Raw genomic sequence first — 14248 nt, forward strand, 5'->3', positions numbered from 1 at the left:
CGGCCGGCGCTTCGAGAGCTGGGTCGAGACGCAACTGGCGCCCGAACTTGAGCCCGGCGATGTCGTCATCCTCGACAATGTCGGGTTCCACAAGAGCGAGCGGGCCCACGAACTGGTGCGCCGACGCGGCGCATGGATGCTGTTCCTGCCGCCATACTCACCTGATCTCAACCCGATCGAAATGGCTTTCTCGAAGCTCAAGACGCTGCTGCGCAAGAAGGCGGCCAGAACCTTCGAGGCGCTCTGCCATGCGCTCGGCGACATCTGCGACCTCTTCGACCCCACTCAGTGCCGAAACTTCTTCAAAGCTGCTGGATATGAGGCCGATTAATCGCGACACGCTTTAGACCATGATCCCGAAAAGTGAATAGCGGTTTTCGAAAAAGATCATGGTCAAACGATAAGCTCAAGCGGCCGACAGGCAGGCAATTTCACGGATCGGCTTCGCCAGCGTTGCCCAGAACCTCGGCAACGGCACGCTCGAAGCGCGATGCTTCCGTCACCAGCCAGTCGGCCATGGCCGGCCAATTGTCCTCGGCAAAACAGTTCACCCGCCACAGCGAATTGATGCCGAGGCCCTCACAACTCTGTTCCGGCCTGAGCTTCAACCTGTCTTCGATCGCCGGCTGGAACGGCTTCAACCGTGACCAGGCTTCCGTGGCACCGAACTTCTCGTTGCGGCCGAAGAAGACGCCGACATGGTTCTGCGCCGGCGCGACATACATGGAAAGGACCAATGCGAAGTCGGGCAGCCTGCGCTGCCAGAACCAGGGTCCGCGCCGCGCCATCAGAGCTCTTTCTTCCGGATGCCGTTCCACGAACAGCGTCCAGAAGCCGCGTTGGCGGAATTCAGAGGCGCGGCGAACGCCAAAGTCGAATTCGCTCATGGTTCGACCCGTTGAGGGCGCCGCAACCAGTGCCCAGGACTGTTGCCAGTCTTAAACCATGCCGAGAGCGGCCTTGTAGAGGTCGAGGATCGATTCCTCCTCCTGCCGCTCGGCCTGGTCCTTCTTGCGCAGCCGGATGATCGACCGCATCGCCTTGGTGTCGAAGCCGGTGCCCTTGGCCTCGGCGAACACTTCCTTGATGTCGTCGGCGATCGTCTTCTTCTCTTCCTCGAGCCGCTCGATGCGCTCGATGAAGGCTCGCAGCTGGCCGGCGGCAACGGTCTGGCTGGTCTCGGTGATGTCGTCGGCCATTTTTTCTCCGCGTCGTTTTCGCGCCGCGACTCAGACGATCTGTCGCGGCGAATTTGCAGCGGTTCGATGCCCGACCAGGGGCGGCGGGTCAAGCTGTTATCGATGCGGCATGAAGGGCTGCCGCCAGACGCAGTCTCACCCGAAGGCGATCAGCAGATCCTTGGCGTCGATCTGGTCGCCGGCCTTGACCAGCACTTCGGCGATTGTACCATCACGCTCGGCATGCAATGCCGTCTCCATCTTCATCGCCTCGATCGACAAAAGCACGTCGCCGGCCTTGATCGCCTGGCCGGCGGCAACGGCGAGCGCCGAGACCACGCCCGGCATCGGCGCGCCGATATGCGCCTCGTTGCCCGGTTCGGCCTTGCGCCGCGCCTTGGCGGCGGAAGCGCCATGCGCGCGGTCCGGCACCTTGATCCGGCGCGGCTGGCCGTTGAGCTCGAAGAATACGGTGACCATGCCCTTCTCATCGACATCCCCGATGGCTAGGCAGCGTACCACCAGTGTCTTGCCCTTCTCGATGTCGACAAATATCTCGTCTTCCGGTTTCATGCCGTAGAAATAGGTCGGCGTCGGCAGCACGCTGACCGGCCCGTAGGTTTCCTGCGCCGCGGTAAAGTCGGAAAACACCTTCGGGTACATCAACCACGAGGCGAACTCGAATTCGCTGAGCTTGTGCTCCAGCTTGTCCTCGACCTCCTTGCGGCTGGCCTTGAGATTGGCCGCTTTCAGCAGAGAGCCAGGCCGGTCCGTGATTGGCCTGTCGCCCTTGAGCACCTTCTTCTGCAGTGCCTCCGGCCAGCCGCCGGGCGACTGGCCGAGGTCGCCGCGCAGCATCGACACGACCGAGTCCGGGAAGGCGATATCCTTGGCCGGGTTTTCGACATCGGCAACGGTCAGGTCCTGACTCACCATCATCAAAGCCATGTCGCCGACAACCTTGGACGACGGCGTTACCTTGACGATGTCCCCGAACATCAGGTTGACGTCGTGATAGGTCTGCGCCACTTCGTGCCAGCGCGTCTCCAGTCCGAGCGAGCGCGCCTGTTCCTTGAGGTTGGTGAACTGCCCACCCGGCATTTCGTGCAGATAGACTTCCGAGGCCGGCCCCTTCAGGTCGCTCTCGAAGGCGGCATACTGGTTTCGCACCGCCTCCCAGTAGAACGAGATGTTCCTGATCCATTGCGGGTCGAGGCCCGGATCCCGTTCGGTGCCCTTCAGCGCCTCGACGATCGAGCCCAGGCAAGGCTGCGAGGTGTTGCCCGACAAGGAGTCCATCGCCGCGTCGATGGCGTCGACGCCGCTGTCCACCGCCGCCAGCACCGTCGCCGCCGACAGGCCCGACGTGTCGTGCGTATGGAAGTGGATCGGCAGATCGGTCGCCTCGCGTAGAGCCTCGAACAGTGCGCGGGCAGCATTCGGCTTCAAGAGCCCAGCCATGTCCTTGACCGCGATGATATGGGCGCCGGCCGCCTGCAGCTCCTTGGCCAGCGCGACATAGTATTTGAGGTCGTATTTGGCTCGGGCCGGGTCGAGTATGTCGCCGGTGTAGCAGATCGCCGCTTCGATCAGCTTGCCCTCGGCGCCGACCGCGTCCATGGCGACGCGCATGTTGTCGACCCAGTTCAGACAGTCGAAGACGCGGAAGAGGTCGATGCCGCCGCTTGCTGCCTGTTTGACGAAGTGCTGGACGACATTGTCGGGATAGTTGGTGTAGCCGACGCCGTTGGCGCCGCGCAAAAGCATTTGCAGCAACAAATTGGGCGCCGCCTCGCGCACCAGCGACAGCCGCTCCCACGGGTCTTCGGTAAGGAAGCGCATGGCGACGTCGAAGGTCGCCCCACCCCAGCATTCGAGCGATAAAAGCTGCGGCAGTGCACGCGCATAGGTGCCGGCAATGCCGGCGATGTCATATGTGCGCACGCGCGTCGCGAGCAAGGATTGATGTCCGTCGCGCATCGTCGTGTCGGTGACGAGCACCGCTTTTTGTGCGCGCATCCAGGCCGCGAATTTCTCCGGCCCAAGCGCGTCGAGCTTCTGCTTGCTGCCGTCAGGCACGTTGCCGTTGAGATAAGGAACCATCGGTGCCGCCGCATCGGCCTTCGGCTGCGGCCGGCCGCGCGTCTCGGGATGGCCGTTGACGCTGACATCGGCCAAATAGTTGAGCAGCTTGGTCGCCCGGTCCTGCCGCTTCACGCTCGCGAACAGTTCCGGCGTCGTGTCGATGAACTTGGTCGTATAGGAATTGTCGGCAAAGCTCGGGTGATTGATAATGGCCTCGAGGAAGGTGAGGTTGGTCGCCACGCCGCGGATGCGGAACTCGCGCAGCGCCCGGTTCATGCGCTGGATCGCCTCTAGCGGCGTCGGCGCCCAGGCGGTGATCTTCTCCAGCAGCGGGTCGTAGAAGCGGGTGATGACCGCGCCCGAATAGGCGGTGCCGCCGTCGAGGCGGATGCCAAAACCGGTCGCGCCGCGATAGGCGGTGATGCGGCCGTAGTCCGGAATGAAGTTTTGCTCGGGATCTTCCGTGGTGATGCGGCACTGCAGCGCGTGGCCGTTCAGCCGAATGTCCTTCTGCGCCGGCACACCCGATTCCGGCGTGCCGATGGCAAAACCGTCGAGGATGTGGATCTGCGCCTTGACGATATCGATGCCGGTCACCTGCTCGGTTACGGTGTGCTCGACCTGGATGCGTGGGTTAACCTCGATGAAGTAGAATTTGCCGGTGTCGGCATCCTGCAGGAACTCGACCGTACCGGCGCCGATATAACTCGTCTCGCGGGCGATCTTCAGCGCATAACCGCAGAGCTCCTCGCGCAGCGACATTTCGAGATACGGCGCCGGCGCGCGCTCGACGACCTTCTGGTTGCGACGCTGGATGGAACAGTCGCGCTCGAATAGATGCACGGCATTGCCATGTGTGTCGCCAAGCACCTGCACCTCGACGTGGCGAGCGCGCTCGATCAGCTTTTCGAGATAGACCTCGTCCTTGCCGAAGGCAGCCTTGGCCTCGCGCTTGCCCTCCGTGACTTCCCGCGCAAGGTCGGCTTCGGAGCGAATGGCGCGCATGCCGCGCCCGCCGCCACCCCAGGATGCCTTCAGCATCACCGGATAGCCGACCTCCTTGGCCAGTTTCTTGACCGCCTCCATGTCATCCGGCAACGGCTCGGTGGCGGGGATCACCGGCACGCCGACCTCGATGGCGAGATTGCGTGCGGCGACCTTGTTGCCGAGCCTGCGCATCGTATCCGGCCTGGGTCCGATGAAAATGACGCCGGCCTTGGCGCAGGCTTCGGCGAATTCAGGGCTTTCCGACAACAGCCCATAGCCCGGATGGATGGCATCGGCGCCCGAAAGCCTGGCGACGCGGATCACTTCCTCGATTGACAGATAGCTTTCGATCGGCCCCATATCCCTGGTCAGATGCGGCCCGCGCCCGACCTGGTAGCTTTCGTCGGCCTTGAAGCGGTGCAGCGAGTATTTGTCCTCCTCGGCCCAGATCGCAACGGTTTTGAGGCCGAGTTCGTTAGCCGCGCGGAAGACGCGGATGGCTATTTCGGACCGGTTGGCGACAAGGATCTTCGTGATTGCCAAGGACAAGGCTCCGGACGCTGATGGGAAGGGGACCGGCGCCATGATTAACGCGAAAATGCTGCAGCGCAAACAAAATCGGGCGGAGGTTAAACCGATTTAAATCGATTCTTTGCGTTAGAGCGAGCCGCGTTCCCTCAAATGCGCAAGGGACGCTCCGACAACAAGGTAATACATCAAACGAAAAATGCCCGGCGCAAGGCGCCGGGCATTTCGGAATTGTCGTCGTCGACAGGCTACATCTTCTGGACGTAGGTGTACTTGCCGTCGTCGCCCTTCTTCCATTCGAACATGACATAGCCAGGCAGCGTCGGATCGCCCTTCTCGTCATAGGAGAGCTCGCCCAGCACGGTGTTGAACGGGCCGTTGGCCTTGAGAGCCTTGGCGACTTCCTGCGAATCGTTCGACTTGGCGGCCGTCGCTGCTCCCGCGATAGCCTGCATGGCGGCGTAGGCGTAAAGCGTGTAGGCCTCAGGCTCGAAGCCCTGCGCGCGGAACTTCTCGACGAGCTCCTTGTTCGCCGGGATCAGTCGCGGATCCGGGCCGAACGTGTTCAGCGTGCCCGCAACCGCATCGCCGGCGATCGAGGCCAGCTCGTTCGACACGATGCCGTCGCCGGAAACCATCGTCGCCTCGAGGCCCTGGTCAGCCACTTGGCGGATGATCAGACCGGCTTCGGTATGCAGACCACCCCAATAGATGATGGAAACGCCGGCTTGCTTCATCTTGGCGATCAACGCCGAGAAGTCCTTGTCGCCGATATTGACGCCTTCGTACATGGCTTCCGTCAGGCCGGCTGCGTTCATCGCCTTCTTGGTCTCGTCGGCAAGACCCTGACCGTAAGGCGTCTTGTCGTGGATGACCGCGATCTTGGCATCCTTGAAGTTCGCCGCGAGATAAGCGCCGGCGATGCTGCCCTGCTGGTCGTCGCGTCCGCAGGTGCGGAACGTGTTCCACAGGCCGCGTTCGGTGAACTGCGGATTGGTCGAAGCCGGCGTGATCTGGAGGATGCCGTTCTCCGCGTAGACTTCCGACGCTGGGATCGAGACGCCCGAATTGAAGTGGCCGACCACGAACTTGACGCCGTCGCCGACGAACTTGTTGGCGACCGAAATGCCCTGCTTCGGATCGGAGACGTCGTCGCCGATCGCGATCTTGACCTGCTCGCCATTGATACCGCCCGCCGCGTTGATCTCGGCGGCAGCCGCCTCGGCGCCCTTCTGCAACTGCGCGCCGAAGGCGGCGTTCGGTCCGGTGATAGGACCGGCGACGCCGACCAGGATGTCAGCCCACGCGCTGCCGCTGAACGCGACGAGCGCGGTCAGGGCGACGGCGGACAAAAGTGACTTTCTCATGTAAAACGCTCCCATTTACGGAGTGGGCGTGAATGATGCTTTCATGCGATGCCCACTTTTACTCGCAGAAAGGGTACTTTGCCGATTTTCAGGCGCTTGTCACGCCGATTCATTCTTGAAACGGCGTTAATGGTGAACGTCAACCTTTTGGTTTCCAGCTCAAAAGCGATGCTCTTTCGTAGAGCCAATTATACTGTGTCACCATCTGATTGGTGCGCGTGTACTGATAGCCGATGAAGCCCAATATCATCAGGACTATGGTGTCGACGACGTAGTACTGCAGCGAGAACATCGTGCCGCCGAACAGCGCGTGATGGATGAACCTTACGGCGATGCCGAGGCCGAGCATATAGGCGAACAGCTGGAGGAAACTGCGCCATGTCTGGGCGCAGGCCTTGCCTGTCATCCATGCGGCCCAGCCGCCAAGCAGGCAGGTGACGAAGAAGAACTGCCAGACCGAGGGTTCCTCGTAGAGAATGCCCTGCATGATGAAGACTCCTGAAATCAGTGATGGCCGCCTTCAAGATAAGCCGCGCGCACTTCCGGATTGGCGAGCAACTCCTTGCCGGTGCCGCTCATCGTCACATTGCCGTTGACCATGACATAGCCGCGCGTGGCGAGCTTCAGCGCGCCGAAGGCGTTCTGCTCGACCAGGAACACGGTCAGCCCCTGCGTGCGGTTCAGTTCGCGGATGGCATCGAAGATCTGCTTGACGATCAGCGGCGCCAGGCCCAGCGACGGCTCGTCGAGCAAGAGCAGCTTCGGCCGCGCCATCAGCGCACGCGCGATCGACAGCATCTGCTGCTCGCCGCCCGACAGCGTGCCGCCGCGTTGGGCAATGCGTTCCTTCAGGCGCGGAAACAGCGTGAACACCTTCTCGACATCCTCCTCGTAATGCTTGAGGTTGTCGAGGCTGGCGCCCATCTGCAGGTTTTCCATCACGGTCATGCGCGGGAAGATGCGCCGGCCCTCCGGCGACTGGGCGATGCGCATGCGCGCGATCTCATGGGTCGGCAACTGGGTGATGTCAGTGCCGGCGAAGGTGATCGTGCCGGCGCGGGCGCGTGGAGCACCAAAAATGGTCATCATCAGCGTCGACTTGCCGGCGCCGTTGGCGCCGATCAGCGCCACGATCTCGCCCTGCTTGACGGTGACATCGACGCCGTTCAGCGCCCTGATATTGCCGTAGTAGGTCTGGACGCCCTTGATATCGAGCAGCGTTGTGCCGGCCATTACTTGCGCCCTCCGCGCTTGCCCGCCGCAGAGGCCCTTTTTGCGAGCGCCTTCGCCTGGCCAATCCAGTCCTCGCGAGCAATGCGGCCGTCAAAGGCGAGATAAGTCTCGGCTGCCTCCACGTCGGCTTTCTTCCATGCAGCTATCTGGTCGTAGTGGAAAATACCATGCTGGTTGAGCAGCTTCTCGCTGATCGGTCCGATACCTTTGATCAGCGCCAGCCGGTCAGCGATCCCGTCGCGCGGCGCATCGAGCGCATTAGAGATTGCCCTGGGTGAGTTCTGCTTTGCGGCAGGCTTGGTCCTGGAGGTTTTTGGGGGTGTAGCTTTGGCTGCCTTGTTTGCCGCAGCGGACGACCTTGCATCGACTTGCCCAGCTTTCGAGGCGCCCTTCGACACCGTGACGCGTTCGCCCTCGCTGTGGCCGACCGTCTCGGTCACCGGTCCGGCGAGATATGAAGATGACGTGCCCGGGCCATGCGCCGAATCCGGACCCGTATCCAGTTGCTCGATGATGTCTTCGTCGCCGACCTCGGTCAACACGGTCTCGACTTCCTCGTCTTCGACCCCGAGATAGGCGGCGATGACACGCGGGTCGGTGCGTACCGCCTGCGGACTGCCGTCCGAGATCTTGCGTCCGTATTCGAGCACCACGACATGGTCGGAAATCTGCATGACCACGGCCATGTCGTGCTCGATCAGCAGGATCGAGGTGCCGGTGTTGTCCTTGATGTCCATAAGGAGCGCATTGAGCGCCATTGATTCCTTCGGATTGAGCCCGGCGGCCGGCTCGTCGAGGCAGAGCAGTTCCGGACCCGTGCACATGGCCCGCGCAATCTCCAGCCGCCGTTGCGCGCCATAGGGCAGGTCGCCGGCCGGATCGTCGGCTCGGTCGATGAGGTCGGCCTTTTCCAGCCAGTGCCTGGCCAGGTCGATCGACTCGGCCGACGCCGTCCGGTAGCCGCTGAAGCCAAACAGGCCAAGGACGGTGTAGCCGGACGCCTTCATCAGCTTGTTGTGCTGCGCCACCAGCAGGTTCTCCAGCAGCGTCATGCCCGAGAACAAGCGGATGTTCTGGAAGGTGCGCGCCACCTTGGCGCGCGCCGGAATCTCATGATTCGGCAGACGTTCGAGCAGATAGCTCGAGCCGTCGCGCCGATTGAGCGTGATCATGCCTTCCGACGGCTTGTAGAAACCAGTGATGCAGTTGAACACCGTGGTCTTGCCGGCGCCGTTCGGTCCGATCAGCGCGGTGATCTCGCCGCGCCTGGCCCGGAAGGAGAGATCGCCGATGGCGACGAGACCGCCAAACTTCATCGACAGATGCTCGACGTGCAGGATCGCATCGTTCATGGGTGGGCTCGCATCACTCATCAGCCGTGGCCCTCTTTGGTGAAGGAGCCGGATACGGCCCTGCGCATCTTGAGGAAGGCTGTCGGTTCACGGCTGCCGACGAAGCCGCGCGGCTTCCAGACCATGACGATGACCATAGCCATGCCGAACAACAGCATGCGGTAGAGTTCCGGCGTGAAATCTGGACCGAAGACCTGTTTCAGGAAATCGAGTTCGCGCAGCGCCTCGGTGCCGCCGATCATCACCATGGCGGCGACGGCGATGCCGACCAGCGAACCCATGCCGCCAAGCACGACGATGGCTAGGATGATCGCCGATTCCAGGAAGATGAAGGATTCCGGGCTGACGAAGCCTTGCCGCGCGGCGAAGAACGAGCCGGCGAAGCCGCCGAACATGGCGCCAGTGGCAAAGGCGGTGAGCTTGGTGGTGGTGGTGTTGATGCCGAGCGAGCGGCAAGCGATCTCGTCCTCGCGCAGCGCTTCCCAGGCGCGGCCGACGGGCATGCGCCTCAGCCTGATGGTGACGAAGGCGGTAAGCAGGCAGAGCCCGAGGATCAGGTAGTAGAGGAAAATCTTGTAATAGGCGCCCGACTGGGCGATGTCGAACACCTTGGCGATGTAGTTCGGGTCCGAGACGTTGAACGATATCAGCCCGAAGAAAGAAACCTTCGGGATGCCGGAAATGCCGGCCGAGCCGTTCGTGACCTCCCGCCAGTTGATCAGCACGAGACGAATGATCTCGCCGAAGGCCAGCGTCACGATCGCCAGATAGTCGCCGCGCAGGCGCAGTACCGGAAAGCCCAAAAGCACGCCCCAGAAGGCAGCCATGGCGCCGGCGGCCGGCAGCAGGATCCAGAACGACAGGCCAAAATGCGTACCGAGCAGCGCATAGGCATAGGCGCCGACGGCATAGAACGCGACATAGCCGAGGTCGAGCAGGCCGGCGAGGCCAACGACGATATTCAGCCCCCACGCCAACATCACATAGATCAGGATCTGGATGCCGAAATTGTCGACCCATTTCAGCGAACCCTGAAAGCCGCCCGCCATCGATCCGCTGTACAGCGCAAGCACCAGCACGACGATGATAGGATAGACCGCCAATGCGGCGATGCCCAATACCGAGAAGTGGGCATGGATGAAGCTGCGGAAATAGAACAGCACCGAGGCGAGAGCATAGATGATCGCCAGCGCCCGCGCGAACCGTGCATAGCCGGCAAGGCCCGGCCCCAGCAAACTATCGAGGGAGCCGGCCAGAAGAGCCAGCACGGCCACTATGGCGATGGCCGCGATGAAATACGGCAACCGGAAGAACCGCGTCGCCACGCTGTCCGGCAACAGGCCGGTGGCGATGTCGGCGACCTTCTGGCTGGCCAGGAAAGGCTGGCCATAGGCGACATAGAAAAAGCGTCCGGCCATGGTCAGCACAATCACGGCTGCAAGAAGCGGCCAGCGCGGCACAAGGATCAGCTCATTGGAGATGTTCTGATCGGTCTTCAGGCCGATGAACAGCACGAAGAGGCCGAGCGCGATGGCGCCGGCGTAAAGCGCCTCGCGCGTGGCGCGTTGCACGGGGGTGGCGACGATGTCGCGCTCCGGAGATGCGGTGCCGGGCATGATCTCAGACCTTTTCGACTTCTGGCCGGCCCAAAATGCCGGAAGGCAGGAAGATCAGCACGATCGCCAGGATGGAGAAGGCGGCGACGTCCTTGTAGTCGATCGAGAAATAGGCCGACCACATGCTCTCGATGAAGCCGATCATCAGCCCGCCGAGCACGGCGCCGGGCAGCGAGCCGATGCCGCCGAGCACGGCCGCGGTGAACGCCTTCACGCCGGGCGTGAAACCGTCGGAGAAGGCGATGACGCCGTAATACATCAGGAACAGCGTGCCGGCGACGGCGGCAAGGGCGGCGCCCATGACGAAGGTGATCGAGATGGTGCGGTCGACGTCGATGCCGAGCAACGCCGCCATCTTGCGGTCCTGCTCGCAGGCCCTCTGCGCTCGACCAAGCGAGGTCCTGTTGACCAGGTACCAGAACAGCGCCAGCAGCAACGCGGTGACGACCACGATGATGATCTGCTTCAGCGACACGCTGATGCCCTCGATATTGTAGACCTTGGACACCATCGGCGGGATCGGCTTGTTGCGCGGCCCTTGCGTCACCTGGACGAAGTTCGACAGCACGATCGACATGCCGATCGCGGTGATCAGCGGCGCCAGCCGGAACGAACCGCGCAGCGGCCGGTAGGCCACCTTTTCGATCGTCCAGTTGTACAGGCTGGTCAACAGCATCGCGACGATCATCATGATCAGAAGCGCCACGACCACCGGCACGGAATAGAACAAAGCACCAAGGATGAGGAAAACGATGAGGGCGGTGAAGGCGCCGACCATGAAGATGTCGCCATGGGCGAAATTGATCATGCCGATGATGCCGTAGACCATCGTGTAGCCGATCGCTATCAGCCCATAGATCGATCCCAGCGTCAGCCCGTTGATAAGCTGCTGGACAAAATACTGCATGCTGTCGTGGCTCCCCTGGAATGTCGTCCATGCAGACGCATTCCTTTTCGTATTTCCCCTAGTCGTAAAGTTTCGAGCCCGGATTGCAACGTGATTTTTCAATAGTCATGCGTGATTTTGAAACACGCCATCGGATTGCCCGTTCTTTCCCTTCCGGCCTCTGGACTATCGCGGACCCTATCATTGGCATAACGCAATGTCTTTGACGATTCGTCCGCAAGATGCACCTCCTTTCGAAGGAATCGCCGTCAAAATAAGTTGATGAGCGGGATCGTTGCGCCGCCGAGGCAACCGGTTTTGCGTTCTTTCGGTTTCCCTTGGGTCAGGATCCTCTCTATTTGACGACGAATCCGCGTGCGAATGGATCACGGTCGTCGATGAAGATCGTGTTCAATCCGGTCATACGCGCCCAGCCGCCGATCGAGGGAATGATCGCCGGATTGCCCGCCACCGTGACCTCCTTTTCGACCCTGCCCTTGAACAGCGAGCCGATGATCGATTCATGGACGAAGTCGTCGCCGGCCCTGAGCCTGCCCTTGGCGTGAAGCTGCGCCATCCGCGCCGAGGTGCCGGTACCGCAAGGCGAACGGTCGATCGCCTTGTCGCCGTAGAAGACCGCGTTGCGCGCATCCGCTTGGCTGTCGGTCGGCGCGCCCGTCCACAGCATATGCGACAGCCGGCCGATGCCGGGATTCTCGGGATGCACGAAAGAATACTTCTCGTTGAGCCGCTGCCGCACCACCGGGCTCCAGGCGATCAGGTCTCCGGCGGAATGGTCGGCCATGTCGCGATAGTTCTTCTGCGGCTCGACGATGGCGTAGAAATTGCCGCCATAGGCGACATCGACGCTGATCTCGCCGAGCTGCGGACATTCGACCGTCAGCCCCTCGGCATGGAGGAAGGACGGCACATTGGTGATGCGCACCTCCTCGACATGGTCGCCGACCTGTTTGTACTCGGCGATGACCATGCCGGCCGGCGTGTCCAGCCTGAGAAAGCCCGGCGTCTTCGGCTTGATCAGCCCGTGCTCGATGGCCATCGTCACCGTGCCGATGGTGCCGTGGCCGCACATCGGCAGGCAGCCCGAGGTTTCGATGAACAGGATGGCGATGTCGCAATCGGGCCTCGTCGGCGGATAGAGAATCGAGCCGGACATCACGTCATGGCCGCGCGGCTCGAACATCAGCCCGGTGCGGATCCAGTCATATTCGGCCAGGAAATGCGCGCGCCGCTCCATCATCGTCGCCCCTTGGAGCAGCGGTCCGCCGCCGGCGACGAGCCGCACCGGATTGCCGCAGGTGTGGCCGTCGATGCAGAAGAAGGAGTGGCGCGCCATTTCTAGAGATCCCGTCAGAAGCGGTTCGGAGAAAACGGAGAAAGATCAAACACCGGATTTTGGCCGAGAATGAGATCGCGGATCAAGCGTCCGGTCGCGGCCGCCTGGGTCAGGCCGAGATGGCCGTGGCCGAAGGCATAGGCTATGGTGCCGGCCTGCCTGGCGCCACCGATCACCGGCAGCGAATCCGGCAGCGACGGTCGGAACCCCATCCATTCGCGGCCGCCGGCCGGATCAAGCCCCGGCAGGAATTTTTGTGCCTTGTCGAGCAGCGCTTCCGAGCGGGCGTAGTTAGGCGGCCGCTCGATGCCGCCGAGCTCGACCGCGCCGCCGACGCGCACGCCGGTTTCGAGCGGCGTGATGACGAAGCCATGGCCGGAGAAGATCAGTTGCCGCTTCACGTCGAAGGCGGTCTTCGCCAGGGTCGTGTTGTAGCCGCGCTCGGTTTCAAGCGGGATGCGGTCGCCGAGATGTTTCGCCAGGAGATGCGACCACGCGCCGGCGGCGACGACGAGGCGTTTTGCCTGTCGCACCGTGCCGTCGGCCAGCGTCAGCGTTGCGCCATCCTGCCCCGCTTCGACACGGTCGATCCGCGCTCTTTCGAAACGCGCACCCTTGGTCTCGGCATAGGCCCAGATCGCCTTGCCCAATGATTTCGGATCGGCGACGGTCTTCCAGCCGGGTACGAAGGTGCCTTTGACGAAAAGCGGCGACAGGCCGGGCTGCAAGGCGGCGAGGGCGTCGCCCTCGACATGGTTGAAGCCAATGCCGAACCGCTGCCTGGCCGCCCAACCGGGCAGCGACGCCTTGAACTCGGCCTCGCTCTCGTAAAGTTCAAGCGAGCCTTCCTCGCGCAACATGTTTCCTGTTGCCGAGCGCGCCATCAGCCCGGCCCATTCGACTTCGGCAAGCCGCATCATCCCGGCCTGCGCCACGAGGCTGGCCTCGTAACGGTCGCTTCGACCGGCGCGCCAGAAACGGACAAGCCAGGGCAGCAGCTTCGGCAGGTAGGCAGGCGGGATGCTCAGCGGGCCGAGCGGGTCGGCAAGCCATTTCGGCAGGTGCCTGATCATGCCCTTGTGGGCCAGCGGCAGCACATCGGAAAAGGCCAGGGCTGCGGCATTGCCGGAACTTGTTTCCTCGCAAATGCCCGTCCGATCGAAGACGGTGACGTCGCGCCCCGCCTCGGCCAGATAGGCGGCGACACAGATGCCGATGATACCGCCGCCGACAATGGCGATGTCGAGCGTCGCATCGTCATTCATGGCCGGGTAAGAGGGCATCTGGAACGAAGCCTATGTGAATGCGAAACTTACAACCTCAAAACGTAACCGGGGCAAAAGCGGCGGCGTTTGGGCGCGTCGATCTGCTGTTGGGGTTCAGCGCGCGGCGAGGAGAACGGGAAGCGGTAGGATCTTGCTGCCAGGGATGCCGAGGCGGTCGCCGAGATAATCCCAGAAGCTGACACCGAGCTTGTTGCAGGTCTTCATCATGCTGAGCATGGTGTCGCGGGCGGCACGGCCCTGGTTGCTGTGGGTTCCGCCGCTGATCTTGCGCCGGGTCACCACGCTGCGGATATCGTTCTCCGAGCCATTGGTGTGGAGCGGAATGTCCGGGCGTTGGAGGATCTTCAGGAAGCTTTGGCGGTCGGTCCGGATG

Annotated in this window: 13 protein-coding genes; 1 reads left to right on the forward strand and 12 read right to left on the reverse strand. The window is 62.3% G+C overall.

Features of this window, described 5'->3' with window-relative positions; all coding sequences use genetic code 11:
* Positions 1-331: transposase (locus IQ26_RS37415; RefSeq protein ID WP_145723140.1), on the forward strand; the 331-nt coding region annotated here is incomplete at its 5' end.
* Between the two features lie 100 nt (positions 332-431).
* Here the strand turns inward: IQ26_RS37415 and IQ26_RS37420 are convergent.
* The 12 genes from IQ26_RS37420 to IQ26_RS37475 all read right to left on the reverse strand — a co-directional run.
* Entirely contained in the window at positions 432-887 is a 456-nt protein-coding gene (locus IQ26_RS37420) for a hypothetical protein (RefSeq protein ID WP_145723366.1), read from the reverse strand.
* 51 nt (positions 888-938) lie between these two features.
* A complete protein-coding gene (locus IQ26_RS37425) occupies positions 939-1199 on the reverse strand; it encodes a DUF2312 domain-containing protein (RefSeq protein ID WP_023719653.1) in 261 nt (86 codons plus the stop codon).
* Positions 1200-1334: 135 nt separating this feature from the next.
* Positions 1335-4793 (reverse strand): pyruvate carboxylase, encoded by a 3459-nt coding sequence (pyc, locus tag IQ26_RS37430; protein WP_145723367.1) that lies wholly within the window; start codon positions 4791-4793, stop codon positions 1335-1337.
* Positions 4794-5026: 233 nt separating this feature from the next.
* On the reverse strand, positions 5027-6145 hold the full coding sequence (locus IQ26_RS37435; RefSeq protein WP_145723368.1) for a branched-chain amino acid ABC transporter substrate-binding protein: 1119 nt from the start codon (positions 6143-6145) through the stop codon (positions 5027-5029).
* A gap of 139 nt (positions 6146-6284) precedes the next feature.
* Positions 6285-6632: a DUF6867 family protein gene (locus tag IQ26_RS37440; protein ID WP_145723369.1), complete on the reverse strand. Its 348-nt coding sequence runs from the start codon at positions 6630-6632 to the stop codon at positions 6285-6287.
* Positions 6633-6649: 17 nt separating this feature from the next.
* On the reverse strand, positions 6650-7378 hold the full coding sequence (locus IQ26_RS37445; protein ID WP_145723370.1) for an ABC transporter ATP-binding protein: 729 nt from the start codon (positions 7376-7378) through the stop codon (positions 6650-6652).
* Entirely contained in the window at positions 7378-8730 is a 1353-nt protein-coding gene (locus IQ26_RS37450) for an ATP-binding cassette domain-containing protein (protein ID WP_162458185.1), read from the reverse strand. Before IQ26_RS37450 ends, IQ26_RS37445 begins: the two co-directional genes overlap by 1 nt.
* A gap of 20 nt (positions 8731-8750) precedes the next feature.
* A complete protein-coding gene (gene livM / locus IQ26_RS37455; protein WP_145723372.1) occupies positions 8751-10346 on the reverse strand; it encodes a high-affinity branched-chain amino acid ABC transporter permease LivM in 1596 nt (531 codons plus the stop codon).
* Positions 10347-10350: 4 nt separating this feature from the next.
* Entirely contained in the window at positions 10351-11253 is a 903-nt protein-coding gene (locus IQ26_RS37460) for a branched-chain amino acid ABC transporter permease (protein ID WP_145723373.1), read from the reverse strand.
* A gap of 334 nt (positions 11254-11587) precedes the next feature.
* Positions 11588-12589, reverse strand: coding sequence for a 4-hydroxyproline epimerase (locus IQ26_RS37465; protein ID WP_145723374.1), 1002 nt, complete (start codon positions 12587-12589; stop codon positions 11588-11590).
* 14 nt (positions 12590-12603) lie between these two features.
* Positions 12604-13854: an NAD(P)/FAD-dependent oxidoreductase gene (locus IQ26_RS37470; RefSeq protein ID WP_145723375.1), complete on the reverse strand. Its 1251-nt coding sequence runs from the start codon at positions 13852-13854 to the stop codon at positions 12604-12606.
* A gap of 114 nt (positions 13855-13968) precedes the next feature.
* Positions 13969-14248: IS66 family transposase (locus IQ26_RS37475; RefSeq protein WP_145720148.1), on the reverse strand; the 280-nt coding region annotated here is incomplete at its 5' end.

Source organism: Mesorhizobium tianshanense, assembly GCF_007830515.1.
In the GTDB taxonomy this organism is placed as follows: domain Bacteria; phylum Pseudomonadota; class Alphaproteobacteria; order Rhizobiales; family Rhizobiaceae; genus Mesorhizobium; species Mesorhizobium tianshanense.

Coding starts and splice junctions, on each gene's coding strand:
- IQ26_RS37420 (WP_145723366.1), bottom strand. CDS start 887: ATGAGCGAATTCGACTTTGGCGTTCGCCGCGCCTCTGAATTCCGCCAA.
- IQ26_RS37425 (WP_023719653.1), bottom strand. CDS start 1,199: ATGGCCGACGACATCACCGAGACCAGCCAGACCGTTGCCGCCGGCCAG.
- IQ26_RS37435 (WP_145723368.1), bottom strand. CDS start 6,145: ATGAGAAAGTCACTTTTGTCCGCCGTCGCCCTGACCGCGCTCGTCGCG.
- IQ26_RS37440 (WP_145723369.1), bottom strand. CDS start 6,632: ATGCAGGGCATTCTCTACGAGGAACCCTCGGTCTGGCAGTTCTTCTTC.
- IQ26_RS37445 (WP_145723370.1), bottom strand. CDS start 7,378: ATGGCCGGCACAACGCTGCTCGATATCAAGGGCGTCCAGACCTACTAC.
- IQ26_RS37450 (WP_162458185.1), bottom strand. CDS start 8,730: ATGAACGATGCGATCCTGCACGTCGAGCATCTGTCGATGAAGTTTGGC.
- livM (WP_145723372.1), bottom strand. CDS start 10,346: ATGCCCGGCACCGCATCTCCGGAGCGCGACATCGTCGCCACCCCCGTG.
- IQ26_RS37460 (WP_145723373.1), bottom strand. CDS start 11,253: ATGCAGTATTTTGTCCAGCAGCTTATCAACGGGCTGACGCTGGGATCG.
- IQ26_RS37465 (WP_145723374.1), bottom strand. CDS start 12,589: ATGGCGCGCCACTCCTTCTTCTGCATCGACGGCCACACCTGCGGCAAT.
- IQ26_RS37470 (WP_145723375.1), bottom strand. CDS start 13,854: ATGAATGACGATGCGACGCTCGACATCGCCATTGTCGGCGGCGGTATC.